General features: G+C 60.4%; 25 protein-coding genes. 21 read left to right on the top strand and 4 right to left on the bottom strand.

From position 1 onward, the window contains the following. The first annotated feature begins 469 nt into the window (after positions 1–469). The 13 genes from ACP7EE_RS27325 (at position 470) to ACP7EE_RS27265 (ending at position 15,328) form a co-directional block, all read left to right on the top strand. Complete coding sequence (locus ACP7EE_RS27325) at positions 470–2,092, top strand: methyl-accepting chemotaxis protein (RefSeq protein ID WP_426238096.1); 1,623 nt, start codon at positions 470–472, stop codon at positions 2,090–2,092. Beyond that, the gene (locus ACP7EE_RS27320) at positions 2,092–2,628 is read left to right on the top strand and encodes a chemotaxis protein CheW (RefSeq protein ID WP_426238095.1); all 537 of its coding nucleotides are present in this window, start codon (positions 2,092–2,094) and stop codon (positions 2,626–2,628) included. The genes ACP7EE_RS27325 and ACP7EE_RS27320 overlap by 1 nt, the downstream gene beginning before the upstream one ends. Beyond that, entirely contained in the window at positions 2,625–3,893 is a 1,269-nt protein-coding gene (locus ACP7EE_RS27315; RefSeq protein WP_426238094.1) for a CheR family methyltransferase, read from the top strand. Before ACP7EE_RS27320 ends, ACP7EE_RS27315 begins: the two co-directional genes overlap by 4 nt. Next, positions 3,890–4,573, top strand: a complete 684-nt coding sequence (locus ACP7EE_RS27310; protein ID WP_426238093.1) for a chemotaxis protein CheW — start codon at positions 3,890–3,892, stop codon at positions 4,571–4,573. Before ACP7EE_RS27315 ends, ACP7EE_RS27310 begins: the two co-directional genes overlap by 4 nt. Then, entirely contained in the window at positions 4,570–6,843 is a 2,274-nt protein-coding gene (locus ACP7EE_RS27305; RefSeq protein ID WP_426238092.1) for a hybrid sensor histidine kinase/response regulator, read from the top strand. Before ACP7EE_RS27310 ends, ACP7EE_RS27305 begins: the two co-directional genes overlap by 4 nt. Next, entirely contained in the window at positions 6,840–7,850 is a 1,011-nt protein-coding gene (locus ACP7EE_RS27300; protein WP_426238091.1) for a chemotaxis response regulator protein-glutamate methylesterase, read from the top strand. The genes ACP7EE_RS27305 and ACP7EE_RS27300 overlap by 4 nt, the downstream gene beginning before the upstream one ends. Before the next feature lie 48 nt (positions 7,851–7,898). Beyond that, the gene (locus tag ACP7EE_RS27295; protein WP_420648371.1) at positions 7,899–8,900 is read left to right on the top strand and encodes a diguanylate cyclase domain-containing protein; all 1,002 of its coding nucleotides are present in this window, start codon (positions 7,899–7,901) and stop codon (positions 8,898–8,900) included. Between the two features lie 313 nt (positions 8,901–9,213). Beyond that, positions 9,214–10,309 (top strand): peptide chain release factor 2 gene (gene prfB / locus ACP7EE_RS27290; RefSeq protein WP_157214382.1). Its coding sequence is split into 2 segments (ribosomal slippage): positions 9,214–9,285 and positions 9,287–10,309, totalling 1,095 coding nucleotides; the frame shifts between segments, so codons are not numbered across the junction. Between the two features lie 77 nt (positions 10,310–10,386). Continuing rightward, complete coding sequence (lysS, locus tag ACP7EE_RS27285) at positions 10,387–11,889, top strand: lysine--tRNA ligase (protein WP_426206129.1); 1,503 nt, start codon at positions 10,387–10,389, stop codon at positions 11,887–11,889. Between the two features lie 114 nt (positions 11,890–12,003). Then, positions 12,004–12,708, top strand: coding sequence for a TetR/AcrR family transcriptional regulator (locus ACP7EE_RS27280; RefSeq protein ID WP_426238098.1), 705 nt, complete (start codon positions 12,004–12,006; stop codon positions 12,706–12,708). 86 nt (positions 12,709–12,794) lie between these two features. Then, entirely contained in the window at positions 12,795–14,072 is a 1,278-nt protein-coding gene (locus tag ACP7EE_RS27275) for a flavohemoglobin expression-modulating QEGLA motif protein (protein WP_420648369.1), read from the top strand. A 24-nt stretch (positions 14,073–14,096) separates the two neighbouring features. Next, a complete protein-coding gene (locus ACP7EE_RS27270) occupies positions 14,097–15,002 on the top strand; it encodes an alpha/beta hydrolase (RefSeq protein WP_426238088.1) in 906 nt (301 codons plus the stop codon). After that, on the top strand, positions 14,999–15,328 hold the full coding sequence (locus tag ACP7EE_RS27265; protein ID WP_420648367.1) for a hypothetical protein: 330 nt from the start codon (positions 14,999–15,001) through the stop codon (positions 15,326–15,328). Before ACP7EE_RS27270 ends, ACP7EE_RS27265 begins: the two co-directional genes overlap by 4 nt. Positions 15,329–15,654: 326 nt before the next feature. Here ACP7EE_RS27265 and ACP7EE_RS27260 read toward each other — a convergent pair whose 3' ends face one another. The 3 genes from ACP7EE_RS27260 to ACP7EE_RS27250 all read right to left on the bottom strand — a co-directional run bounded on the left by ACP7EE_RS27260 (position 15,655) and on the right by ACP7EE_RS27250 (position 17,522). Next, positions 15,655–16,443: an OmpA family protein gene (locus tag ACP7EE_RS27260; protein WP_420648366.1), complete on the bottom strand. Its 789-nt coding sequence runs from the start codon at positions 16,441–16,443 to the stop codon at positions 15,655–15,657. A 55-nt stretch (positions 16,444–16,498) separates the two neighbouring features. After that, entirely contained in the window at positions 16,499–16,903 is a 405-nt protein-coding gene (locus tag ACP7EE_RS27255) for a DUF4398 domain-containing protein (protein ID WP_426206131.1), read from the bottom strand. 274 nt (positions 16,904–17,177) lie between these two features. Beyond that, positions 17,178–17,522: a pilin assembly protein gene (locus tag ACP7EE_RS27250; RefSeq protein ID WP_426238086.1), complete on the bottom strand. Its 345-nt coding sequence runs from the start codon at positions 17,520–17,522 to the stop codon at positions 17,178–17,180. 216 nt (positions 17,523–17,738) lie between these two features. Between ACP7EE_RS27250 and ppc the strand changes: the two genes are divergently transcribed. The 7 genes from ppc to ACP7EE_RS27215 all read left to right on the top strand — a co-directional run bounded on the left by ppc (position 17,739) and on the right by ACP7EE_RS27215 (position 25,141). Further along, positions 17,739–20,369 carry a phosphoenolpyruvate carboxylase gene (gene ppc / locus ACP7EE_RS27245; protein ID WP_426238084.1) on the top strand — a complete coding sequence of 877 codons (2,631 nt, stop codon included), beginning with the start codon at positions 17,739–17,741 and terminating at the stop codon, positions 20,367–20,369. Positions 20,370–20,657: 288 nt separating this feature from the next. After that, positions 20,658–21,305 carry an adenylate kinase gene (gene adk, locus ACP7EE_RS27240; protein ID WP_420648362.1) on the top strand — a complete coding sequence of 216 codons (648 nt, stop codon included), beginning with the start codon at positions 20,658–20,660 and terminating at the stop codon, positions 21,303–21,305. Between the two features lie 92 nt (positions 21,306–21,397). After that, on the top strand, positions 21,398–22,072 hold the full coding sequence (gene tsaB, locus ACP7EE_RS27235; protein WP_426238082.1) for a tRNA (adenosine(37)-N6)-threonylcarbamoyltransferase complex dimerization subunit type 1 TsaB: 675 nt from the start codon (positions 21,398–21,400) through the stop codon (positions 22,070–22,072). Between the two features lie 295 nt (positions 22,073–22,367). After that, the gene (locus ACP7EE_RS27230) at positions 22,368–22,679 is read left to right on the top strand and encodes a hypothetical protein (protein ID WP_420648360.1); all 312 of its coding nucleotides are present in this window, start codon (positions 22,368–22,370) and stop codon (positions 22,677–22,679) included. Further along, a complete protein-coding gene (locus ACP7EE_RS27225) occupies positions 22,679–23,539 on the top strand; it encodes a DUF72 domain-containing protein (protein WP_426238080.1) in 861 nt (286 codons plus the stop codon). Before ACP7EE_RS27230 ends, ACP7EE_RS27225 begins: the two co-directional genes overlap by 1 nt. 33 nt (positions 23,540–23,572) lie before the next feature. Then, the gene (locus tag ACP7EE_RS27220) at positions 23,573–24,424 is read left to right on the top strand and encodes an isocitrate lyase/PEP mutase family protein (protein WP_426238078.1); all 852 of its coding nucleotides are present in this window, start codon (positions 23,573–23,575) and stop codon (positions 24,422–24,424) included. A gap of 24 nt (positions 24,425–24,448) precedes the next feature. After that, positions 24,449–25,141: an extensin family protein gene (locus tag ACP7EE_RS27215; protein ID WP_426238076.1), complete on the top strand. Its 693-nt coding sequence runs from the start codon at positions 24,449–24,451 to the stop codon at positions 25,139–25,141. A 4-nt stretch (positions 25,142–25,145) separates the two neighbouring features. Here ACP7EE_RS27215 and ACP7EE_RS27210 read toward each other — a convergent pair whose 3' ends face one another. Beyond that, on the bottom strand, positions 25,146–25,766 hold the full coding sequence (locus tag ACP7EE_RS27210; protein ID WP_426238074.1) for an energy transducer TonB: 621 nt from the start codon (positions 25,764–25,766) through the stop codon (positions 25,146–25,148). A gap of 92 nt (positions 25,767–25,858) precedes the next feature. Here ACP7EE_RS27210 and ACP7EE_RS27205 point away from each other — a divergent pair, with 92 nt between their 5' ends. Further along, complete coding sequence (locus ACP7EE_RS27205; protein ID WP_426238072.1) at positions 25,859–26,641, top strand: class I SAM-dependent methyltransferase; 783 nt, start codon at positions 25,859–25,861, stop codon at positions 26,639–26,641. Positions 26,642–26,775 lie beyond the last annotated feature (134 nt).

Below are 26,775 nucleotides of genomic sequence, written 5' to 3'. Positions count from 1 at the left end.
ACCTTGTTTTTCGCCGGTAACCGACATGTACGCTGGTGTAGCCATGGGTGTGCTCCTTGCTGAAATTGAGAGTGCCCGGAGGCGAAAATCGCCCGGTGGGTGGCTGAACTGTTATCAAGAGTCGTGCCACTTTTTGGTGCGGCCCCGGGAGCCGGGGACTAGAGCGCTCTGGCTCAATAAGTTGAGTGTTTTTTGATCAGTCGCAAGGCTGAAAGTGCGCAACTTCTTGCGCAGTACTGCGCAAGAAGTTGCGCACTCGTCTGTAGGAGACGCACTGCTTGCCTCTCAGCAATGTATCCACACGGTTATCCACATTTGAGTGCGCAAGAAGTTGCGCACGCTGGCTCAGTGCCATCATTGCTGGCGATTCTCGAACTGGCGTTACAGGATTCGGCAAAAGCGTCTTATAAATGAAACACCGCCCTCAGCTATACTCCCCGCATTTCGACCGACCGCACGAGGAATTACTGTGAAGAACTGGACGTTGCGCCAACGCATTTTGGCGAGCTTTGCGGTCATTATCGCCATCATGTTGCTGATGGTGGTCGTCTCGTATTCACGGCTGTTGAAGATCGAAGCCAGTGAGAGCAGCGTGCGTGACGACGCGATACCGGGGGTCTACTACAGCTCTATGATTCGTGGCGCGTGGGTCGACAGTTATCTGCAGACTCAGGAATTGCTCGGCCTCAAGGAAGGTCAGGGCGTCAGCACCGAAGACGCTGCCGAATACAAGGCGTTCGAGAACCGTCTGCAAGAACACATGGCCAGTTACCGCACGACCATGTTCACGGATAAGGATCGCAGCGAATTCGCGGTGTTCGAGAAGTACCACGATGCCTACATGCAAATTCAGGATTCGGTGCTGGATTTGCACAAACGCAATCTGGAAGCCGATGCAATCAAGCTGTTCAACGAGAAGCTGACGCCGGCGTGGTACAGCGGGCGGATGAAGCTTAACGACATCATCGGTGAGAACAAGAGAATCTCCGACCAGGCCATGGCCAATATCGACGAGGCGGTGGCAGCGGCCAAAGTCAGCATGTTCGTCTCGTTGCTCATCGCGATAGTCGCGGCCGGCCTCTGCGGTTTGCTGTTGATGCGCGCGATCATGGCGCCGATGAATCGCATCGTGCAGATTCTCGACATCATGCGCACCGGCGACTTGAGCAGCCGATTGAATCTCGACCGCAAGGACGAATTCGGCGCAGTGGAAACCGGCTTCAACGACATGATGGCCGAGCTGACCTCGCTGGTGTCCCAAGCCCAGCGTTCGTCGGTGCAGGTCACCACCTCGGTGACCGAGATCGCCGCGACTTCCAAGCAACAACAAGCCACCGCCACCGAAACCGCTGCCACCACCACTGAAATCGGCGCCACCTCGCGGGAAATCGCCGCGACTTCGCGTGACCTCGTACGCACCATGACTGAAGTCTCCACCGCTGCCGATCAGGCTTCGGTGCTGGCCGGTTCCGGTCAACAAGGCCTCGCGCGCATGGAAGACACCATGCATTCGGTGATGGGAGCGGCCGATCTGGTCAACGCCAAACTGGCGATCCTCAACGAGAAGGCCGGCAACATCAACCAGGTGGTGGTGACTATCGTCAAGGTCGCCGACCAGACCAATCTGCTGTCGCTGAACGCGGCGATTGAAGCCGAGAAGGCCGGTGAATACGGCCGTGGTTTCGCCGTGGTTGCCACCGAAGTCCGGCGTCTGGCGGATCAGACTGCCGTCGCTACTTACGACATTGAACAGATGGTGCGCGAGATCCAGTCGGCGGTGTCTGCCGGTGTGATGGGCATGGACAAGTTCTCCGAAGAAGTGCGCCGTGGAATGTCCGAGGTGCAGCAGGTTGGCGAGCAGTTGTCGCAGATCATTCATCAGGTCCAGGCGCTGGCGCCACGGGTGCTGATGGTCAACGAAGGCATGCAGGCCCAGGCCACCGGTGCCGAGCAGATCAACCATGCGCTGGTGCAGTTGGGCGATGCCAGCAGCCAGACCGTCGACTCATTGCGCCAGGCCAGTTTCGCCATCGACGAACTGAGCCAGGTCGCCGTCGGCCTGCGCAGCGGCGTTTCGCGATTTAAAGTCTGATGAGCGACATCATCGCCAAACGCAGCGCCGCTCCGGTGGCGCGGCAGGCGTTGTTCCTGCTGTTTCGCATCGGCAGCGAGCGCTACGCCTTGCGCGCCACCGAAGTCGCGGAAGTGCTGCCGCGCCTGCCGTTGAAGCCGATTGCGCGGGCGCCAGCCTGGGTTGCCGGGGTGTTCGCTTACCGTGGCACGGTGGTGCCGGTTATCGATCTCAGCGCGCTGACTTTCGGCCAACCCGCCGAGGCGCGTACCAGCACGCGACTGGTGCTGGTGAATTATCGCGGCGACGATTCGCAACCGGCGCAATGGCTCGGATTGATCCTCGAACAGGCCACCGACACGCTGCGTTGCAGCCCGGAAGATTTCCGCCCGTACGGCCTCGACAATCGTCAGGCGCCGTACCTCGGTCCGGTGCGCGAAGACGCCCACGGATTGGTGCAATGGGTGCGGGTCAATGACCTGCTCGATGAGGCGGTGCGCACGCTGTTGTTCCCCAGTCCGCCGCGCGATCCTGCGCAGCTTGAGGAGCAGTCATGAGCAGCGATCAGCGCTTTTTCGATTTCCTGAAAGAACGCATCGGCCTCGATGTTGCCTCGGTCGGGCCGGCGATCATCGAGCGCGCCGTGCGCCAGCGCATTACTCTTTCGCAATCAGCGACAGCCGATGAGTATTGGATAAACCTGCAAGGTTCGCGCGATGAACAGCAGGCACTGATCGAAGCGGTGATCGTCCCCGAAACCTGGTTTTTCCGGTATCCGGAATCCTTTGCGACCCTCGGCAAACTCGCACGTAAACGTCTGGACGAGCTGAACAATATGCGCGCGCTGCGCATCCTCAGCCTGCCGTGCTCCACCGGCGAAGAACCCTATTCGATTGCCATGGCGTTGCTTGATGCCGGCCTCAAGCCGCATCAGTTCAAGGTCGATGGCATGGACGTCAGCCCCCTCTCGGTGGACAAGGCCAAGCGTGCGCAGTACGGCAAGAACTCGTTTCGCGGCGATGATCTGGCCTACCGCGATCGGCATTTCATGCCGGAAAATGATGGCTATCGCCTGAATGAATACGTGCGTGAACAGGTGCGTTTGCAGTCTGGCAACGTGCTCGATCCGACCCTGCTGGCGAATGAACCGCCGTTTGATTTCGTGTTCTGCCGCAATCTGTTGATCTACTTCGATCAGCCGACGCAGAAGCAAGTGTTCGAAGTGCTCAAGCGCTTCACCCACGATGACGGCGTACTGTTTATCGGACCGGCCGAGGGCAGTTTGCTTGGACGTCTGGGCATGCGTTCGATCGGCATCCCGCAGTCGTTCGCCTTCAGTCGGCACATCGAACCGCAACCCGAACCGTTGCCGACACTGGTGCCCGCACCGTTGCCAATGCGTCAGCCGATTCGCAGTGCGCCACCGCCGCCAGTGCGCAGTCGCCCGTTCGCCTCTGTGGCGCCATTGCCGACTACCGGCAAAGCGCAAAACCCGGATGCTGCAACGCTGCTGGCGAACATCGCCGCACTGGCCAATGAAGGTAAAAGCGCCGAGGCCCGCGCCGCGTGTGAACAGTATCTGCGCAGCCACGAACCGGTCGCGCAGGTGTTCTATTGGCTCGGTCTGCTCAGCGATGTGGCCGGCAGAGCCCTCGAAGCGCAGGGCTTTTATCGCAAAGCGTTGTACCTCGAACCGCAACACCCCGAAGCGTTGATGCATCTGGCGGCGTTGCTGCAAGCCCAGGGCGACACGGCGGGCGCCAGACGATTGCAGGAGCGTGCCGCCCGCAGCGGCCGCACCGCTGACAGTGAGCGTAAATGATGATCGCCGACACCTTGAACGTCACCCACGAAGACGCCCGCGCGATCGACGACTGCTGGAACCGCATCGGTATCCACGGCGACAAATCCTGCCCGTTACTCGAAGAACATATTCATTGCCGTAACTGCGCGGTGTATTCCGCTGCCGCCACACGCCTGCTCGACCGTTATGCGTTGCAACAGGACGAGCGCGATCCGGTGGCGACGGCGGTTGAAGTCGACCTGAAAACCCGTTCGCTGCTGATGTTCCGGCTCGGCGAAGAATGGTTGGGGCTGGCGACGCGCAGTCTGGTGGAAGTCGCGCCGTTGCAAGCGATTCACTCGCTGCCGCATCAGCGCTCGCGGGCCTTGCTCGGCGTGGCCAATGTGCGCGGTGCGTTGGTGGCGTGCCTGTCGCTGGTCGAACTGCTCGACCTCGACAGCAACGTCGCCCCGGCCACTGGCGCGCGGATCATGCCGCGCATGCTGATCATCGCAGCGCAAGGAGGGCCGGTGGTGGTGCCGGTGGATGAAGTCGACGGCATTCACGCGATTGACGAACGCATTCTCGACGCCGCGTCACACTCGGGCACGCAGGCCAGCGCCAAATACACGCGCGGCGTGTTGCCGTTCAAGGGGCGCAGCCTGCGCTGGCTCGATGAAGAACAGTTGTTGTCCGCCGTGTCCCGGAGCCTCACATGACCCCCGAGCAAATGCGCGACGCCTCGTTGCTCGAACTGTTCAGCCTTGAAGCCGAAGCTCAGACCCAGGTGCTCAGCGCAGGATTGCTGGCACTGGAGCGCAATCCGACCCAGGCCGATCAGCTCGAGTCGTGTATGCGTGCAGCGCACTCGCTCAAGGGCGCGGCGCGGATCGTCGGTATCGACAGCGGCGTCAGCGTCGCGCATGTGATGGAAGATTGTCTGGTCAGCGCGCAGGAAGGGCGGCTGTTTCTGCGTCCGGAGCATATCGACGCATTGTTGCAAGGCACCGATCTGCTGATGCGCATCGCCACGCCGGCCAATGGCCCGCAGCCAGCCGACATCGAAGCTTACGTAGCGTTGATGGGGCGTTTGCTGGATCCATCGGTTCCCGTCGCCGCGCCACCGATGGCTGAATTGCAGCTTGAAGCGCCTGCTGTGCCCGAAGCTGCGCCGCTGGTTGATCTACCTGTGGAAGTCTCTGAACCGACGCTACGGCAGAACCGCCGCACCACCGAAGGTGGCGAGCGCGTGCTGCGCGTCACCGCCGAGCGCCTCAACAGCCTGCTCGATCTGTCGAGCAAATCGCTGGTGGAAACCCAGCGCCTCAAGCCGCATCTGGCAACCATGCAACGCCTCAAACGCATGCAGAACAACGGTCTGCGTGCCCTTGAAAGCCTCAACGTACATCTGAAAGAACACGCCCTGAGTCTTGAGGCTCAGGAAGCGCTGGAAGATGCGCGACGCCTGCTTTCCGAATCTCAGCACTTGCTCGCCGAGAAAAACGCCGAACTCGACGAGTTCGCCTGGCAAGCCAGCCAGCGTGCGCAAGTCTTGTACGACACCGCGTTGGCTTGCCGCATGCGACCGTTCGCCGATGTTCTGTCGGGGCAGGCACGGATGGTGCGTGACCTCGGGCGCAGCCTCGGCAAGCAAGTGCGGCTGGAGATTGAAGGCGAGAAGACTCAGGTCGATCGCGATGTATTGGAAAAACTCGAAGCGCCGCTCACACACTTGCTGCGCAACGCGGTCGATCACGGCATCGAATCGCCGGAACAGCGGCTGCTCAAAGGCAAATCCGAAGAAGGCCTGATCCGCCTGCGCGCCTCGCATCAGGCTGGATTGCTGGTGCTGGAACTCAGCGATGACGGCAACGGCGTCGATCTGGAAAAGGTCCGCCGCAGCATCGTCGAACGGCAGTTATCCCCAGCCGAAACCGCCGCGCAGTTGAGCGAAGAAGAACTGCTGACCTTCCTGTTTCTGCCGGGATTCAGCCTGCGCGACAAGGTCACCGAAGTGTCCGGCCGCGGCGTCGGTCTCGACGCGGTGCAGCACATGGTGCGGCAGTTGCGCGGCGCCGTGGTGCTGGAGCAGACGGCGGGCGAGGGCAGTCGTTTTCATCTGGAAGTGCCGCTGACCCTGTCGGTGGTGCGCAGTCTGGTGGTCGAGGTCGGCGATGAGGCTTACGCGTTTCCGCTGGCGCACATCGAACGCATGTGCGATCTGGCGCCGGACGACATTGTTCAGCTTGAAGGTCGCCAGCATTTTTGGCACGAAGGGCGGCACGTCGGGCTGGTCGCGGCCAGTCAGTTGTTGCAACGTCCGGCCAGTCAGAACAGCGGTGACACCCTGAAAGTGGTGGTGATTCGCGAGCGTGACGCGATTTATGGCGTGGCGGTCGAGCGCTTTGTCGGCGAGCGCACGTTGGTGGTGCTGCCGCTGGATGAGCGGCTGGGCAAGGTTCAGGACATTTCCGCCGGAGCCTTGCTCGACGACGGCTCGGTGGTGCTGATCGTTGATGTTGAAGACATGCTGCGCTCGGTGGACAAGTTGCTCAACACCGGTCGTCTGGAGCGTATTGCCAGAACCGGTAATCACCCAGCAGAAGCAGCACGCAAACGGATTCTGGTGGTCGACGACTCGCTGACCGTGCGCGAACTGCAACGCAAACTGCTGCTCAATCGCGGTTACGACGTGGCCGTGGCGGTCGACGGCATGGATGGCTGGAACGCGCTGCGTTCGGAGGATTTCGATCTGCTGATTACCGACATCGACATGCCGCGCATGGACGGCATCGAACTGGTCTCGCTGCTGCGCCGCGACAACCGTTTGCAATCGCTGCCAGTGATGGTGGTTTCCTACAAAGATCGCGAGGAAGACCGCCGGCGTGGACTGGACGCCGGGGCCGACTATTATCTAGCCAAAGCCAGTTTTCATGACGACGCCCTGCTCGACGCGGTGGTTGAGCTTATCGGAGGAGCGCGGGCATGAAGATCGCAATCGTCAACGACATGCCGATGGCCGTGGAGGCGCTGCGCCGCGCGCTGGCTTTCGAGTCGGCGCATCAGGTGGTCTGGGTCGCCTACAACGGCGCCGAGGCCGTGCGCCTGTGTGCGGAAAATACCCCGGATCTGATCCTGATGGACTTGATCATGCCGGTGATGGACGGCGTTGAGGCGACGCGGCGAATCATGGCCGAGAGCCCGTGCGCGATCGTCATCGTCACCGTTGACCGCCAGCAGAACGTGCACCGCGTGTTCGAAGCCATGGGCCACGGCGCACTGGATGTGGTCGATACCCCGGCCATCGGTGCCGGCGATGCTCAGCAAGCCGCGGCGCCACTGTTGCGCAAGATTCTGAATATCGGCTGGCTGATCGGCGAGAAGCCTGCGCGCTCCCGACAGGCGCCCGCTGCACCGCGTAGTTCCGGTTCATGTCAGCGGCTGGTGGCGATTGGTTCTTCGGCGGGCGGGCCGGCGGCGCTGGAAGTACTGCTCAAAGGCCTGCCGCGCAATTTCACCCCGGCAATCGTGCTGGTGCAGCATGTCGATCAGGTGTTTGCCGCCGGCATGGCTGAATGGCTGGCCAGTGCCAGCGGCCTTGACGTGCGTCTGGCCCGCGAGGGCGAGCCGCCGCAGAGTGGCGCAGTGCTGCTGGCCGGTACCAATCACCATATCCGTTTGTTGAAAAACGGCACGTTGGCCTACACCGCCGAACCGGTCAACGAGATCTACCGACCCTCCATCGACGTGTTTTTCGAAAGCGTCGCCAGCTATTGGAACGGTGATGCAGTCGGGGTTTTATTGACCGGGATGGGACGCGATGGCGCGCAAGGGCTTAAGCTCATGCGCCAACAGGGGTATATGACCATCGCGCAGGATCAGCACAGCAGTGCGGTGTACGGCATGCCCAAGGCCGCTGCGGCGATCGATGCGGCCGTAGAAATCCGTCCACTGGAAAAGATAGCGCCACGTTTGCTGGAGATTTTCCCCAAATGAACCAATCCCTCCACAACCCTGGCCCCCGCAGCACTCAGGTGACCGCCCATGAATGACTTACAGATCGATGGCATCAAGACCGACGAAAACGCCGCCATGGTGTTGTTGGTGGACGATCAGGCGATGATCGGCGAAGCGGTGCGCCGTGGGCTGGCCAATCAAGAGAACATCGACTTTCACTTCTGCTCCGACCCGCATCAGGCCATCGCCAATGCGGTGCGGATCAAGCCGACGGTGATCCTGCAGGATCTGGTGATGCCCGGCCTCGATGGCCTGAGCCTGGTGCGCGAGTATCGCAATCATCCGGCGACCAAGGACATCCCGATCATCGTCCTGTCGACCAAGGAAGACCCGCTGATCAAGAGCGCGGCGTTTTCCGCAGGCGCCAACGACTATCTGGTGAAGCTGCCGGACAATATCGAGCTGGTGGCGCGCATACGCTATCACTCGCGCTCCTACATGACGTTGCTGCAACGCGACGCGGCGTATCGCGCGCTGCGCGTCAGCCAGCAGCAGTTGCTCGATACCAATCTGGTGCTGCAACGCCTGATGAACTCGGACGGCTTGACCGGACTGTCCAATCGCCGCCACTTCGACGAATACCTGGAGCTGGAGTGGCGCCGTTCGTTGCGTGATCAGACTCAGTTGTCGCTGTTGATGATCGACGTCGATTACTTCAAGTCGTACAACGATACCTTCGGCCACGTCGAGGGCGACGAAGCTCTGCGCAAGGTCGCCACCGCCATCCGCGACGCCAGCGCCCGGCCTTCGGACTTGCCTGCGCGCTACGGTGGCGAGGAGTTTGCGCTGGTGCTGCCGAATACTTCACCGGGCGGTGCACGCCTGGTGGCCGAGAAGCTGCGCCAGACCGTGGCCGCGCTGAAAATTCCGCATCATTCGCCGGATGATGGCGCGATCCTGACCATCAGCATCGGCCTGGCGACCATGGTGCCGGAGGCGGGCAGTGATTGCCGGTTGCTGATTTCGGCGGCGGATCGCGGGTTGTATCTGGCGAAGAATAATGGACGCAACCAAGTTGGGATTGAGTAACGGCCTTCCCCCTCACCCCAGCCCTCTCCCGGAGGGAGAGGGGGCCGATCGGGGGATATTTGCAAGATACATCGACCTGAAACAGCTTTGCTGAATCCATAATCGACCCAGTCTTTCAGGTCGATGCATGACGAAAGACATCTCCGTCGGTCCCCTCTACCTCTGGGAGAGGGCTAGGGTGAGGGCAGGCAATCTCAAGCCAGACACCAACCCGCAAGACATTCCCCCAACACCCGCCAGACGGGCTGCCGTCCCAGCCCGATTACGTTATACTCGCCGGCTTTCAAAAGTTCGCCAACGAGTGCTGCCTGCCATGGAAATCAACCCGATCCTGAACACCATCAAGGACCTGTCCGAGCGCTCCGAAACTATTCGGGGGTATCTTTGACTACGATCAAAAGCATGAGCGTCTGACCGAAGTCAATCGCGAGCTTGAAGATCCGAGTGTCTGGAACAAACCTGAATACGCCCAGGAGCTGGGCCGCGAGCGCTCTGCGCTGGCGCAGATCGTCGACACCCTCGACGAATTGAACACCGGTCTGGCCGATTGCCGCGACCTGCTGGACATGGCCGTTGAAGAGAATGACGAAGGCGCAGTAGGCGATGTTGTCGCCGAGCTGGCCCGTCTCGAGGAAAACCTCGCCAAGCTCGAATTCCGCCGCATGTTCAGCCACGAGATGGACCCGAACAACGCCTACCTGGATATCCAGGCCGGTTCCGGCGGCACCGAGGCTCAAGACTGGGCCAACATCCTGCTGCGCATGTACCTGCGCTGGGCCGACAAACGCGGTTTCGACGCGACCATCATGGAGCTGTCGGCCGGTGAAGTCGCCGGGATCAAGGGCGCCACCGTGCACATCAAGGGCGAATACGCCTTTGGCTGGCTGCGTACCGAGATCGGCGTGCACCGTCTGGTGCGCAAGAGCCCGTTCGACTCCGGCAACCGTCGCCATACCTCGTTCTCCGCTGTTTTCGTCTCGCCAGAGATCGATGACAAGGTGGAAATCGAGATCAACCCGGCAGACCTGCGCATCGACACCTATCGTTCCTCGGGTGCCGGTGGTCAGCACGTAAACACCACCGACTCGGCCGTACGTATCACGCACGTACCGACCAACACCGTGGTCAGCTGCCAGAACGAACGTTCCCAGCACGCCAACAAGGACACCGCCATGAAAATGCTGCGGGCCAAGTTGTACGAGCAGGAAATGCAGAAGCGCAACGCCGCTTCCCAGGCCCTGGAAGACACCAAGTCGGACATCGGCTGGGGTCACCAGATTCGCTCATACGTGCTCGACGCGTCGCGAATCAAGGACCTGCGCACCAACATCGAACGCAGTGACTGCGACAAGGTGCTCGACGGTGATATCGACGAATACCTGGAAGCCAGCCTGAAATCCGGGCTGTAAAAAATTGTGGGAGCCGGCTAGCCGGTGATCCTCAGCCGCAGGCTGAGGGCAATGAACCTGATGGAATATTTAAAGACATGAGCGACCAACAACTCGATCCGCAAGCCCTGCAACAGGAAGAAAACTCCCTGATCGCCCTGCGCAAGGAAAAGCTTGCTGCCGAGCGCGCCAAGGGTAACGCCTTCCCGAACGACTTCCGCCGCGAAAACTACTGCGATGCACTGCAGAAACAGTACGCGGACAAGACCAAGGAAGAGCTGGCAGAAGCTGCGATTCCGGTCAAGGTTGCGGGTCGCATCATGCTCAACCGTGGCTCGTTCATGGTGATTCAGGACATGACCGGCCGGATTCAGGTTTACGTCAACCGTAAAACCCTGTCCGAAGACACCCTGGCCGCGGTGAAGACCTGGGACATGGGCGACATCATTGCTGCCGAAGGCACCCTGGCCCGTTCCGGCAAAGGCGACCTGTACGTAGAAATGACCAGCGTGCGCCTGCTGACCAAATCCCTGCGCCCACTGCCGGACAAGCACCACGGCCTGACCGACACCGAACAGCGTTATCGCCAGCGCTACGTTGACCTGATCGTCAACGAAGACGTGCGTCAGACCTTCCGCGTACGTTCGCAAGTGATTGCGCACATCCGCAGCTTCCTGATGCAGCGTGACTTCCTCGAAGTCGAAACGCCGATGCTGCAGACCATTCCTGGTGGCGCGGCAGCCAAGCCGTTCGAAACCCACCACAACGCGCTGGACATGGAAATGTTCCTGCGTATCGCGCCTGAGCTGTACCTCAAGCGTCTGGTGGTTGGCGGTTTCGAGAAAGTCTTCGAGATCAACCGCAACTTCCGTAACGAAGGCGTTTCGACGCGTCACAACCCTGAATTCACCATGTTGGAGTTCTATCAGGCGTACGCCGACTACGAAGACAACATGGACCTGACCGAGGAGTTGTTCCGCGAACTGGCGCAGCTGGTTCTGGGCAGCACTGACGTGCCGTACGGCGACAAAGTCTTCCACTTCGGCGAGCCGTTCGTGCGTCTGTCGGTGTTCGACTCGATCCTCAAGTACAACCCTGAGCTGACTGCCGATGATCTGAACGACATCGACAAGGCTCGCGCCATCGCCAAGAAGGCCGGCGCCAAGGTGCTGGGCTTCGAAGGTCTGGGCAAGCTGCAAGTGATGATTTTCGAAGAACTGGTCGAGCACAAACTCGAGCAGCCGCACTTCATTACCCAGTACCCGTTCGAAGTGTCGCCACTGGCCCGTCGCAACGATGACAACCCGAATGTCACCGATCGCTTCGAGCTGTTCATCGGTGGCCGTGAAATCGCCAACGCCTACTCCGAGTTGAACGACGCGGAAGACCAGGCCGAGCGCTTCATGGCGCAGGTGGCCGACAAGGACGCCGGCGACGACGAAGCCATGCACTACGACGCCGACTTCGTGCGTGCGCTGGAGTACGGCATGCCGCCAACGGCGGGTGAAGGTATCGGCATCGACCGTCTGGTGATGTTGCTGACCAACTCACCGTCGATCCGCGATGTGATCCTGTTCCCGCACATGCGACCGCAAGCGTAAACGTTTCAGTAAAAAAGCCGCCTAAAACAGGCGGCTTTTTATTGCCTGTCTGGTACAAACGTATCAAATGGTTACTTTTGAAATAACAGAGGAATGCCTGTCGTGATTGGTGCAATGGCTCAAGAAGGTGCAGCGGGGATCGCTACGGCGGTTGCCGAAAGTGTTCAGTACCAAGGCCGCAAGGCCAGCCGGCAGGGCAGCGAGCAGCGTCGACAGGATATTCTCGACGCAGCGATGCGCATTGTCGTGCGTGATGGCGTGCGTGCCGTGCGTCATCGGGCAGTGGCGGCCGAGGCTGCGGTGCCGCTGTCGGCGACCACTTATTACTTCAAGGACATCGATGACCTGCTCACCGATACCTTCGCCCAATACGTGGAACGCAGTGCCGAGTACATGGCCAAGTTGTGGAACAACAACGAAGGCCTGCTGCGTGACATGGTGGTCAGCGCCGATGGCAGCCCGGAGTCGCGCTCGCAACTGGCGGACGACATCGCGCGGCTGATGGCGGACTATGTGCATCGGCAACTGGTGAATCGACGCGAACATTTGATGGCCGAGCAGGCGTTCCGTCAGGAAGCGCTGCTCAACCCGCGTCTGGCGGTGTTGGTGCGTTCGCATCAGCAGATTCTGTTGCAGGGCACTTGCCAGCTGTTCCAGGTACTGGGCTCGCGCGAACCACAGCAGGATGCCAAGGTGTTGACGGCGATTATCGGTCGGATGGAATATCAGGGCCTGCTCAACGACGCCGAGCCATTGGCTGAAGCGGAAATGCTCGGCATTCTGACGCGCTACATGCATCTGGTGCTCGCGTCGGCGTGATCCCCGGCGGGGAAAGCGTGTGCATAGGGCGTTTTGCATGAAAGCCAATCAGGCTATGTACATCAGGTTTTCTACAGGAGTTTCGGGTGGACGATTACCAGCAGACGATACGCATTTTGTCCGATCGCATAGTGCTGGCGCAGACGCCGATCCGTGTCCTTGACGCGGTCAAGTGGGACGAGAGCATCCGCAAGGGCTTTCTTAAGGCCAAGGGCAAGGAAATGCCGGCGGTGGATCGCGACTACTACCTCAATCGGCCGCTGGCGTTCGATTCGAGCAAGGTCAAACTGGAATTCCAGAACATCGAGCGCGACATCACCCGCCAGCTCGGCCAGTTCAACCCGGTTGGCCAGATCATGCGCCGGATGTGCAAGGAATACCGGATGGTGGTGCGCATGCTCGAAGCGCGCGGCACCGAGGATTTCGGCCTGATCTCCCAGGAACTGTATGGCGCGGCGTCCGATGCGTTCCACGCCGGCGACCCGACCCTGGCCGACCTCGGCCTGATGATGTCCGACTACCTGAATAACATCGACGGCCGTGGCGACCTCAAGGACGAACCGAAAATCCTCACCGCCAAGGATGCCGTACACCTGCTGCAGACCCGCCTGAACAAGGTCTTCGGCGAGGCCGAGGAAACCATCCGCGTATTCGAGTCCGACGGCATTGTTGCCGATGCGGCCGCGGGTGCCGACTACATCAAGATCCGCACCGACGCGATGTTCAACGACCGCGACGTGCGTGCGCTGGAAGTCCACGAAGGACTGGTGCACGTTGGCACCACGCTCAACGGCCTCAACCAGCCGATCTGCACCTTCCTGTCCAAAGGCCCGCCGTCGTCGACAGTGACCCAGGAAGGTCTGGCGATCCTGATGGAAATCATCACCTTCGCCTCCTACCCGAGCCGTCTGCGCAAACTGACCAACCGTACCCGCGCGATTCATATGGTCGAGGAGGGCGCGGACTTCTTGCAGGTGTTCGAGTTCTTCCGCGAGCAAGGCTTTGAAATGGCCGAGAGCTACGGCAATGCCAGCCGGGTATTCCGTGGATCGGTGCCGAACGGCCTGCCATTTACCAAAGACTTGTCCTATCTCAAGGGCTTTATCATGGTTTACAACTACATTCAGTTGGCCGTGCGTAAGGGCAAGCTTGAGCAGATCCCGCTGTTGTTTTGCGGCAAGACCACGCTGGAAGACATGCGCACCTTGCGGCAATTGGTGGATGAAGGACTGGTGGTGGCGCCGAAGTATCTGCCGGATCAGTTCCGCGATCTGAACGCGCTGTCGGCGTGGATGTGCTTCTCCAACTTCCTCAATCACCTGAGCCTGGACCGGATCGAAGCGGACTACTCCAACATCCTCTGAGCAATCACTGCGAGGTTTCACCGGATGAGAATCCTCGGCACGCTTTGCCTGCTCCTGACGCTTGGCGGTTGCAGCTCGCTGCTGTTCTACCCCGAGCCGGGCCAGTTGTTCACCCCGGAAAAGGCCAAGCTCGAATACCGCGCCGTAACCCTCACCACCGCCGACGGCCTCAAGCTGAATGCCTGGTGGTTGCCGGTCAAACCCGGCGTTGAAGTCAAAGGCACCGTGCTGCATCTGCATGGCAATGGCGGCAATTTGCCGATGCATCTGGGCGGGAGCTGGTGGTTGCCAGAACAGGGTTATCAGGTGTTGCTGGTGGACTATCGCGGTTATGGTCTGTCCGAGGGCGAACCGAGTCTGCCGGCGATCTATCAGGATATCGACGCTGCATTTGCCTGGCTGGATAACGCGCCCGAGGTCAAAGGCAAACCGCTGGTTTTGCTCGGGCAAAGCCTCGGCGGCGCGATGGCGGTACATTGGCTGGTGCAACATCCTGAGCGGCAAAAGCAGCTCAAGGCCTTGGTGCTCGACGGTGTGCCAGCAAGTTACCGCAGCGTCGGCCAATATGCGTTGAGCACTTCATGGTTGACCTGGCCATTGCAGGTGCCGCTGTCATGGCTGGTGCCGGATGCCGACAGCCCGATCAACTCGATCGCGCAGCTCAACGGCGTGCCGAAACTGATCTTCCATAGTCTCGACGATCCGCTCGTGCCCCTTTCCAACGCGATCCGTCTGTATCAAGCTGCGCCGCCACCACGCGTGCTGCAACTGACCCGTGGCGGCCATGTGCAGACCTTCGGCGATCCGGTCTGGCGTCAGGTGATGCTGCGTTACCTCGACGACCCCGAGCATTTCAACGGCCTGCGCCGCCTCGGTGAGATCCCCAATTACCCGCACCCCCCGAATTCTGAAGATGAGAGTCCGCAATGAGTGAAGAACGTAACGCCATCCCCCTGATCATCACCGGTATCGGCACCATCCTCGGCACCGTCGGTGCGCTGTGGTTCTACGGCTACCTGCACTTCGCCAAGCCTGAAGATGCGCTGCTGCTGAGCGATTTCACCATGCTCAAGACCGTTCCGGGCGAAGACTACAAAATCTCCCTGGCCCCGGCACCGCAAGTCGCGCAGTGCATTGACGGGGTGTTGGTATTGTTTGATACCGAGCAGAAAGGTTTGACCGGAGTGCTGGTCAACGCGCAGAAAAAAGCGGTGCGCTGCATGGGGGAAGAGACCCCGCAAAAACTTGAGCAGTAGTTCGCGGGAGTTGTGATTCTGCAGGCTCAGCCCTCACCCTAGCCCTCCCGAAACGTCGGACCGCCCACAGGGAGAGGGGACTGACCGAAGTGTCTGACGCTATCCATCGACCTGAAAGATTATGGCGATTATGGATTCGGCGAAGCACTCTAAGATCGACGTATGCCTGAAGCATCCCCCGATCGGCTCCCTCTCCCTCGGGAGAGGGCTGGGGTGAGGGGCTACGGTCTCAAGCACGCCACACCCCGTAAGCCGAGCACCCTGAAGCAAATGCAAAAAGCCCCGCCTGATCACTCAGGCGGGGCTTTTGCGTTACAGCGTGAAGCTTAGTTCGAGCTGATAGCCGAACGCGGCATCACTGGCTGGTTGTCGTTGGAAATGGTCACTTCCACACGACGGTTCATCGCACGCCCGGAAACGCTGCCGTTCTCGGCAACCGGGTATTCCTTGCCATAACCCTGAGCGACGATACGCGCTGGATCAACGCCCATTTTCACCAGTGCAGTACGCACGGAGTTGGCGCGACGCTCGGACAGGCTCTGGTTGTAACTAGCGGCACCGGTGCTGTCGGTGTAACCCTCGACGATCACTTTGCGATCAGGGTTTTCCTGAAGGAACTGCGCCAGTTTGTTGATGTTCACCAGACCGCTGGATTTCAGATCAGCCTTGTTGGTAGCGAACAGCACGTCACCGAAAGTCACCAGCGTACCGCGATCGGTCTGCTTGGCGTTCAGGCTGTCCTGCAGCTGTTTGATCTGCTGATCACGAGCGTCCAGACGCGCCTGAGCACGTGCGGCGGCGGCGTTCTTCAGGTTGTTCTCAGCGGTACGCAGAGCGATGGTCTGCTTGGCCACTTCAACACGCTGGTTGGTCAGGTAAGCCAGTTGGTCAACCTTGGCCGCGTCCTGCTTGTCCATATAAGCCTTGTCGGCCTTGTCTAGGTAGTCGCTGGCGTCTTTGGTTTCCAGTGCCGCGACTTTGCTCGCCTGCGGGTTGGCTTGCAGGCCGGAGTAGTTGGTGCGAGCGTTTTCCAGGTTCGGATTTGGCGGCGTGGAGCAGGCAGCCAGTGCAACGCTTGCAGCCAGCAGAGCAGGAATCATCAGTTGTTTACGCATAATCGTTCGTCCTTTCTATCGATAAGAGTTTCAGCGTTGCGATCGGGATGCGCGCTTACTTCACAGTGCGCTGACTTTCCTGACGCAGTTCCTGAACACCTTTCTGGGAATCCTTCACAGCCAGTTCAGCCTTGGCCGCCTGAGCTTTGCGTTCTGCTACACGAGCGTCCCACTCAGCCTGCTCGGCCAACGTACGAGCTTCTTCGTACTTCTTGTCGTGCATGGCGATTTCGGCTTGTTTGAGTTTGTCCTGCGCCTGCTTCATCTCGACAGCAGCGAACTCGGTACCACCGGCGCTGACCGCGCTGTTGACTGCAGATTGAGTCACGGCGTACTGCTCGGACGGTGGATTGCCGGCACAACCGGCCAGCACGAAGCTGGTGCCGATGGCGAGAGCGGCCAGTTTCAGACCGCGCAGGTGTGAGAACGAGGTTTGGGTCTTCATGGTCTTCAACTCCATTGGTTAACTCCTTAAGAACTGCGAATTCCATCCTGGTAGCGGAGCCGCAACCGTCATGTAGCTAGTGCGTTTTGAAACGCTCGTCCCAGGCGTGGTTAATGCTTCCGACCGGTGGCGTTTTTCAAAAGTTCAGAAAAGATGGCTAATCGCCAAAAAAAATCCTGATCGAGTGGACAAGGCTCTAAATCGGGAACTTTGGCGGTTTGCAGGTGTATGCCCGAGCCATTTGCGGCTCGGGCAGAAGGTTTTCAGCGTGGGGAAATGGCGGGGGGAATCAGTGTTTTTGCTTGTCGCTGCCGCTGGCCAACTCATGCAGATGACGCCGCGACAGGGCCAGAAAACGCGGGGTAGGGCCGACGTCTTCGTACAGCGGATCGCCTTCCTCATCGGTCGCAACCACGGTCGAACCTTTGATGTACGGCAGGCTCGCTTCGAACTCTTCGAGGGCGGCGCCAATCAGTTCGCCGAGCAGTTCTTCCGGGTGACGTTTGGGATACATTTCGGCAATCGCCGCCAGCCGTGCCGCGGCTTCCACATCCAGTTGGATCGTATAGCCAGTGTCGGTCAGGCGACCCTTGGCGTTTTCTTCCCAATGCTGGGCGAGTTCACGAATTTTCATAAAAACCTCATGGCGTACCTGCTCGTGGCAAGTCCTGGTGAGTGTCCGGCGCGAGCCGGCGACAAGCCGTTGTGGGGCTCTCTCTTAAGACTAGCTTCAAGCCGCCAGGTTAGAAGTCCCTTCGTCGCCTGCTTGTAAGAAGCGCTCCAGAGCGGCACTCTTCCTGTTCGAGACGCTACTTTCCATGCAACCGGGATAACTGCTGGAGCTCTGCTGATGACCGATATTGATGCACGCTTGCGCGAGGACGTTCACCTGCTCGGTGAGCTGTTGGGCAACACCATCCGTGACCAATATGGCGAGGAATTTCTCGCCAAGATCGAGCAGATCCGCAAGGGCGCCAAGGCTGACCGACGCGGTTCAATGGACGCCGAACTCAGCGCCAGCCTCAATCAATTGAGCGAAGACGAACTGCTGCCGGTGGCGCGGGCGTTCAACCAGTTTCTCAACCTGGCGAACATCGCCGAGCAATACCAACTCATTCATCGTCGCGAAGAAACTCAAGCCGCGCCGTTCGAATCGCGCGTGCTGCCGGAGTTGCTCGCGCGTTTACGCAGCGAAGGGCACAGCGCCGATTCGCTGGCTCGTCAGCTGTCGCGGCTGGAAATCGAACTCGTGCTGACCGCGCACCCGACCGAAGTTGCGCGGCGCACGCTGATCCAGAAGTACGACGCCATCGCCGCGCAACTCGCCGCACAGGATCATCGCGACCTGACCAGTGCCGAGCGCGTTCAGATCCACACCACGCTGCAACGGCTGATCGCGGAAGCCTGGCACACCGAAGAAATTCGCCGTACTCGCCCGACACCGGTCGATGAAGCCAAGTGGGGTTTTGCGGTAATCGAGCATTCGCTGTGGCAGGCGATTCCGCACCACATGCGCAAGGCCGATCAGGCACTGCATGCCGCGACTGGCATGCGTTTGCCGCTGGAAGCTGCGCCGATTCGCTTCGCATCGTGGATGGGCGGCGACCGCGACGGCAACCCGAATGTCACCGCTGTGGTGACCCGCGAAGTGTTGCTGCTGGCGCGCTGGATGGCTGCCGATCTGTACCTGCGCGACGTCGATCACCTCGCCGCCGAATTGTCGATGCAACAGGCCAGCGATGCGCTCAAGGCCAAGGCTGGCGACAGCGCTGAACCCTATCGCGCAGTGCTCAAGCAATTGCGCGAACGCCTGCGTGCTACGCGCAACTGGGCGCATGCGTCCTTGACCGCAACGACCACGGCACCGGCCGATGTCCTGCACGACAACCGCGATCTGCTCGATCCGCTGGAGCTGTGTTTCAACTCGCTGCACGAATGCGGCATGGGCGTGATCGCCGACGGGCCGTTGCTCGATTGCCTGCGTCGGGCGGTGACGTTCGGCCTATTCCTGGTGCGCCTCGATGTGCGTCAGGATTCGTCGCGGCACTGCGCGGCCATGACTGAAATCACCGATTACCTTGGTCTGGGTAAGTATGAAGACTGGGACGAAGAAGCCCGCATCAACTTTCTGACCCGTGAATTGGCCAATCGCCGGCCATTGCTGCCGGCGCATTTCAAACCTTCTGCAGACACCGCCGAAGTACTCGCGACCTGTAAGGAAGTCGCGGCGGCGCCGGCTGCTTCGCTGGGTTCCTACGTCATCTCGATGGCGGGTGCGGCGTCCGATGTTCTGGCCGTGCAACTGCTGCTCAAAGAATCCGGCGTGCTGCGGCCGATGCGCGTGGTGCCGCTGTTTGAAACCCTCGCTGACCTCGACAACGCCGGCCCGGTGATCGAGCGGCTGTTGCTGTTGCCGGGTTATCGCGCGCGCCTGCACGGCCCGCAGGAAGTGATGATCGGCTATTCCGACTCGGCCAAGGATGCCGGCACCACAGCTGCGGCGTGGGCGCAATATCGGGCGCAGGAACGTCTGGTGGAAATCTGCCGTGAGCAACAAGTCGAACTGCTGTTGTTCCACGGTCGCGGTGGCACCGTGGGCCGTGGCGGTGGTCCGGCGCACGCGGCGATTCTGTCGCAGCCACCGGGCTCAGTGGCCGGACGTTTCCGCACTACCGAGCAAGGGGAAATGATTCGTTTCAAATTTGGCCTGCCGGACATCGCCGAGCAGAACCTCAATCTGTACCTCGCGGCAGTGCTCGAAGCGACGCTATTGCCACCGCCGCCGCCGACGCCGGAATGGCGCCATCTGATGGACGAACTGGCCGCAGACGGTGTCAGCGCCTACCGCGCCGTGGTGCGCGAGAATCCGCAGTTCGTCGAGTATTTCCGCCAGTCGACGCCGGAGCAGGAGCTGGGTCGTTTGCCGCTCGGCAGCCGCCCGGCCAAGCGCCGCGCGGGTGGTATCGAGAGCTTGCGCGCGATCCCGTGGATCTTCGGCTGGACTCAGACGCGGCTGATGCTGCCGGCGTGGCTCGGCTGGGAATCGGCGCTGAGCAAAGCGCTGGAGCGCGGCGAAGGTGAACTGCTGGGGCAGATGCGCGAGCAGTGGCCGTTCTTCCGCACGCGCATCGACATGCTGGAAATGGTCCTGGCCAAGGCTGACGCGGATATCGCGCAGTCCTACGACGATCGTCTGGTCGAGTCGGACTTGTTACCTTTAGGTGTGCATTTACGCGACCTATTGTCGCAGGCATGTTCCGTGGTACTTGGCCTGACTGGCCAGTCGCAGCTGCTGGCACATAGCCCGGACACCCTGGAATTCATTCGTCTGCGCAACACTTATCTCGATCCGCTACATCTATTGCAGGCCGAGCTGTTGGCACGCTCGCGGCAGCAGGAAGTGGAGCAGGGCAGCCCGGTGGAACAGGCGCTGCTGGTGTCTGTAGCGGGGATCGCCGCCGGTTTGCGAAATACCGGCTAAGGTTTCCTGCACGGGCGGGGCACCCGAGGGGAGACTCGGGCGCCGCTTGATCTGCACCGATTACGTGCGGGCAGGCGACAGTTAATGATGGGGTTGCGACCAGGGCAACCGCGTCGCAAGGTCGCGGCGGGCGTCGGTTTCTCCGACTTTTGGCGTCTTGTGTGGGCGCAGCCTGCTGTGTATCTTGATCAGCCTTTGGCCGTTTGGGCGGCCACGACCCTATTTTTCAAGATTCGCCCCACGAGGCAAGTCTGTTGTTTTTTATATAAAAAATTGAGGAGCACATCGATGCGCGTCATTCTGCTGGGAGCTCCCGGGGCCGGTAAAGGTACTCAGGCTAAGTTCATCACCGAGAAATTCGGCATTCCGCAAATTTCCACCGGCGACATGCTGCGTGCTGCGGTCAAGGCCGGCACCCCGCTGGGCGTTCAAGCCAAGGGCATCATGGATGCTGGCGGCCTGGTGTCGGATGACCTGATCATCGCGCTGGTCAAAGACCGCATCGCTCAAGCTGACTGCGCCAACGGTTTCCTGTTCGACGGTTTCCCGCGCACCATTCCGCAGGCTGAAGCCTTGGTCACTGCCGGTGTTGAACTGGATGCCGTGGTCGAAATCGCCGTTGAAGACGAAGAAATCGTTCAGCGCATCGCTGGTCGTCGTGTTCACGAAGCCAGCGGCCGCGTGTACCACATCGTCTACAACCCGCCGAAAATTGCCGGTAAAGACGACATCACCGGTGACGAGCTGGTGCAGCGCAAGGACGACACTGAAGAAACCGTGCGTCATCGCCTGTCGGTCTACCACTCGCAGACCAAGCCACTGGTGGATTTCTACCAGAAGCTGTCGACTGCCAATGGCAAGCCGAAGTACAGCCACATCCCTGGCGTCGGTTCGGTTGAAGCAATCACCGCCAAGGTACTCGAAGCGCTGAGCTGAAAAACCTGATTTGCTGCATCATCCACGGCCCGCTTGCGGGCCGTAGTTGTTTATACTGGCGCACTTTCCCTTCCTGATTTACGGACACATCGATGAGCACCTTGCTGGCCCTGGACACCGCGACTGAAGCTTGCTCCGTTGCTTTGCTGCATGACGGCAAGGTCACGAGCCATTACGAGGTGATCCCGCGCCTGCACGCGCAGAAACTGCTGCCGATGATCGAGCAATTGCTGGCAGATGCTGGCACCACGCTGCAAGCGGTCGATGCCATCGCGTTTGGTCGCGGGCCGGGTGCGTTTACCGGTGTGCGGATTGCCATCGGCGTGGTGCAGGGTTTGGCGTTTGCGCTTGATCGTCCGGTGCTGCCGGTGTCGAACCTGGCGGTGCTGGCCCAACGTGCCCTTCGCGAACATGGCGTCAGTCAAGTTGCAGCGGCCATCGATGCGCGCATGGATGAAGTGTATTGGGGCTGCTACCGCGAGACGGCGGGGGAGATGCGTCTGGTGGGTGTCGAGGCTGTGCTGCCGCCGGAAGTGGCGGCGTTGCCGGCTGATACCAGTGGCGAATGGTTTGGCGCCGGTACTGGTTGGAGTTACGCAGAGCGCATTGCGGTCGATCTGACAGGCTCGGACGCCGGCATGCTGCCCCACGCCGAAGACTTGCTGACGCTGGCGCGCTTCGCTTGGGAACGCGGCGAATCGGTTCCGGCCGACGATGCTCAGCCTGTCTACCTGCGCGACAAAGTGGCCACCCCCAAAGCCCGCTGAATATTCCCTGTGGCGAGGGAGCTTGCTCCCGCTCGGCTGCGCAGCAGTCGTCAAACCTGAATTCCCCATGTGCCTGACTGACCGAGGGGGCCGCTTCGCAGCCCAGCGGGAGCAAGCTCCCTCGCCACAAATACCCGCCCCGACGACTTAATATCGTGCGCTTCGCTGCCAACCGTCACTTTCTAACCCCGCGCTTTAAACCTTTTGCGCTTTATGTGTTCTAGTTATCACTCGGCAGTTTGCTAAGTCGGTCAAGTGCCGCTAAATTGCCATCATTGATTCCGAGCATGACTTTATGCGTATAGACGGCGTTTCCTCTCATTCCTACCCCATCAAGCGCAAGCCTCGCAAAGGCAATCCGGCGCTGGATGAGTCCGTCGACGATATCGACGGCGAACTGGAATTTCCCACCGAAGAGCAACTCGCTGCCCGTCGTACCGCTAAAGAAACAGCGCAACGCCTGAGCAATCTGCCTGCCCGTCAACAAGACATGATTTATCACCGCGCAATGAAGCGCAGCGTGGCCATGGCTCTGGCCAGCTACCTGAGCACTGCCGGTTTTGTCGATTGGGATGCAGACGTGCTGGGCCTCGATCTGTATATCTGATGGATCTGCCTTACTACCTCGGTTGCCCGTCCTGGAGCGAAAATGCCTGGCGCGAGTATCTGTACCCGGTAGATGCCAAGACTTCCGATTTCCTCGGACTCTATTCGCAAGTGTTCAACGCCGTGGAAGGCAACACGACCTTCTACGCCAGTCCGTCGCCGGCCACCGTGCAGCGTTGGGTCGAGGTCATGCCCGCGCACTTTCGCTTCACTGCCAAGTTCCCTGGTGACATCAGTCACGGCGGGGACTTGCGCGATCAACTGACCGCCGCCGAAACCTTCACGCAATTGATCAGCCCGCTCGGCGAGCGTGTGGCACCGCTGTGGCTGCAACTGTCGAAAAGCTTCACTCCGCAACGCTTGCCCGAGTTGACCGCGTTCATCGATGCGCTGGACCGGCCGCTGGCGGTGGAAGTGCGGCATGAGCAGTTCTTCGCCAAAGGTGAAAGCGAACGCCTGCTCAATCGGCTGTTACTGGATCGCGGCGTCGAGCGCATCTGCCTCGATCCGCGCGCATTGTTCAGTTGCCTGTCGACCGAGTCCTCAGTGATCCACGCCCAGTCGAAGAAGCCGCGAGTGCCAACCCGCCCGGCGGCGTTCACGCAGTTTCCGCAGGTGCGTTTCATTGGCCACCCCGAGCTTGAAGCCAACGACCCGTTTCTGCTGCCGTGGGTGGCGAAAATCGCCGAGTGGATCGAAGAAGGCCGCACGCCGTATATCTTCCTGCACACCGCCGACAATCTGCTGGCGGCGAAGCTGGCGCAACGTTTCCACGCACAACTGATGCAACGTTTGCCTGGCTTGCCACCCCTGCCTGAGCTATATAGAGAACCCGCCGCCGAGCAACTTGGCCTGCTCTGAGGCGGATTTCTTTTCCTGCCCAGGAGCCTGCCGATGGACGCCCAAGCCCGTCAACAACAAGCCCTTCAACAACAAGTGCGTAAAGCCGAAGCCTTCAAAGCCTTGCATGAGCGTCCGGGGATTTTCGTCATTCCCAATCCGTGGGATGCCGGTTCGGCGAAGATGCTCGCCAGTCTGGGCTACGCGGCATTGGCCACCACCAGCGCTGGATATGCGTTTTCCCAAGGCAGGGCGGATGGCGGGTTGGGCCTTGAGGATACGTTGGCCAATGTCCGTGCGATTGTTACGGCGAGCGAACTGCCAGTGGCGGTGGATCTGGAAAACGGCTTTGCCGACGCTCCGGCAGAATCCGCGCTCAGTCTGATTCGCGCAGCCGAGGCGGGCGCGGTTGGCGGATCCATCGAAGACGCTACCGGCCGCGCGGATGCGCCGATCTATTGTTTCGACCACGCCGTGGCGCGTATCGAAGCCGCTGTCGCCGCTGTGCGTACTTTGCCTTTTCCTTTCATCCTGACTGCCCGCGCGGAAAACTACCTGCACGGCAATCCCGATCTCGATGACACCATTCGCCGCTTGCAGGCCTTCGCCGAGGCTGGCGCCGACGTGCTTTACGCACCGGGCCTGCGCAACGCTGAAGAAGTGCTGGCGGTAGTGCGCGCGGTAGCGCCGAAACCGGTCAATGTGTTGATGTCCGGCGGCTTGAAATTGACCGTGCAGCAACTGGAGGAAATGGGTGTGAAGCGCATCAGCACCGGTTCGGCACTTGCGTTGGCGGCGTATGGCGAGTTTTTCCGCGCGGCTGAAGAAATCCAGCAATCGGGCACGTTCGCTTTCACCGGACATTCGATGCCGTACGCCAAGGCCAATGCTTTTTTTAAGACATGAGCTTTAAAACATGAGCTTCAAGGTATGAAGCGTTGGTTGCTGCCGCTGCTGTTGCTGAGCATCGCCGGCGCTGTTATCAGCGTCTGGCGCGGTTGGCTCGACGTCCCGCCTGAATGGAATCCCTGGGCGCCGCTCGACGTCAGGGCTACTCCCAACTGGCTGACGGGCTACAAACTGATGCGCCTGCGCAGCGATGCGCAGTTGTGTGAACAGGCGCTGAGCAGTTCCGAGCTGCGCGTTGCGCCTCAGGCCAACAGCCCTGACGCCAAGTGTCCTTTGATCGGTGCGTTACGCGTGCAGGGCGGCGAGGTCGCGCTGAGCAGCAGCTTCCTCGCCAGTTGTCCCTTGGCGGTGGCCTACGCCATGTTCGAGCGCCATACCCTGCAACCCTCGGCGCTAGCCGCTTACGGCCAGAAAGTGACGCGCGTCGATCACCTCGGCAGCTTTGCCTGCCGCAATATGTACAACCGTGAGAATGGCGCGCTCAGCCAGCACGCCAGCGCCAATGCGCTGGATATCGCCGGGTTTCGTCTGGCCGATGGTCGAACCGTTAATGTGCTCAGAGACTGGCCGAAGCAAAATCAGGACGCACAGTTTCTGCGCAGAGTACGTGACGGCGCCTGCGCGGCGTTCAGTGTGGTGTTGAGTCCGGATTACAACACAGCCCATCGCAATCACTTTCATGTCGATGTCGGGCGCTGGAGCGTGTGTCGCTAAGGGATCAGGCAGCGATGCGCAGGTTCTGCAGGACGATCGGGCGTGCCCAGCCGTTATCGAAGTCCAGGGCTTTTTGTTGCTCAGTGATTTCTTCTTGCGTGAACGGCGGGAAGGGCTTGTCGAGCAAGTCGAGATCGAATTCGGCAATCGGCAGGTACAGCGGACGTTTTTGCGGCGCGACGCCAGGCTCCGGCAGCGGCTGACCGTTATTGACCACAATCGGGCGAACCCAACTGCTGTCGAAATCCTGAGCCTTTTGCTGGGCGTGGATTTCTTCTGGCGGGAACGGTGGGAACGGCTTGTCAGCCAGCTCCATTTCGAATTCTGCGATCGGCAGGAACAGCGGCTCCGGGGGACGCACCTGAGTTTCGACCACATCGCATTCGCGCTGGCTGATGATGTGCGCGTGCAATTCGCTGCCGACGGTCGGCTCTTCAGCACTGGCCAGATCAACCGGTGGGAACGTGCCGCAGGCGGGCACCACATCACTCGACTGCTCGGCCAGCGCCTGGGCAAAGAAATCCTGCCACAGATGACTGACGCCGCTCAGTGCTTGAGTATTGTGACGGCTGAAATCGCCATGGGGCGAAATGTAGCCAATCGATGTGGGAAGAATGCCTGACATTTTTTTCGGATGCCGCTCAGCTCTGGCAAAATGCACGTTGAATGAGTTATCGGCCGTTTTTGCCGATCCTTAACTTTTTGAGCGTGTTTTCCATGATTGAGCAACCCGCGGCCAGCCGCATCCATGTCGAGGCCCTCGGCCCGACGTATGCAGCGCAGGCCGAACAATGGGCCGAACGCCTGAATCTGCCGTTGCAGATCGCCGACGCCGAGTTCGCCGTGCAGATCGGCGAGCAGGGTTTGCAACTGCAACAGCTGGGGCCGGACGCACCGGGGCCGGTGCGCGTGGACTTCGTTGAGGGCGGCGCGGCGCATCGCCGGTTGTACGGTGGCGGCAGCGGCCAGATGATCGCCAAGGCTGTCGGCGTCGCGCAAGGCGTGCGTCCACGAGTGCTGGATGCCACGGCGGGGCTGGGCAAGGATGCGTTCGTGCTGGCGAGCCTTGGTTGCGAGATGAGCCTGATCGAGCGTCAGCCGCTGATCGGCGCGTTGCTTGAGGATGGCCTGGCGCGTGGCGCGGAAGATTTCGAGGTGGCGCCGATTGTCGCGCGGATGAAGCTGCTCAAGGGCAACTCGATCGAGGTGATGCGCAACTGGGAAGGCGAGGCGCCACAGGTGATCTATCTCGATCCGATGTTCCCGCACCGGGAGAAAACCGCGCTGGTGAAAAAGGAAATGCGCCTGTTCCGGCCGCTGGTCGGTGATGATCCGGATGCGCCGGCATTGCTCGCGGCCGCGTTGGCGCTGGCGACGCACCGCGTGGTGGTCAAGCGCCCGCGCAAGGCGCCGTGCATTGAAGGGCCGAAGCCGAGTCATGCGCTGGATGGCAAGTCCAGCCGGTATGACATCTATCCCAAAAAAGCGCTCAAGCCTTAAGACCGAGTCGCCCCTATCGCTGCATTGGTATCTACACATCTAAGTTCTTCGGCTGGCCATCCAGCCGATGGCTTCTTTAGCAAAAGCCGCCAGCTCCTCTGGGGTGTGTTGCTCCAACGTCTCACACATGGCCA

The sequence above is a fragment of the Pseudomonas sp. TWP3-2 genome (assembly GCF_049897765.1).
In the GTDB taxonomy this organism is placed as follows: domain Bacteria; phylum Pseudomonadota; class Gammaproteobacteria; order Pseudomonadales; family Pseudomonadaceae; genus Aquipseudomonas.
Note: the sequence above shows the minus strand (reverse complement) of the source record. Positions and strands in the feature narration are given on the sequence as shown.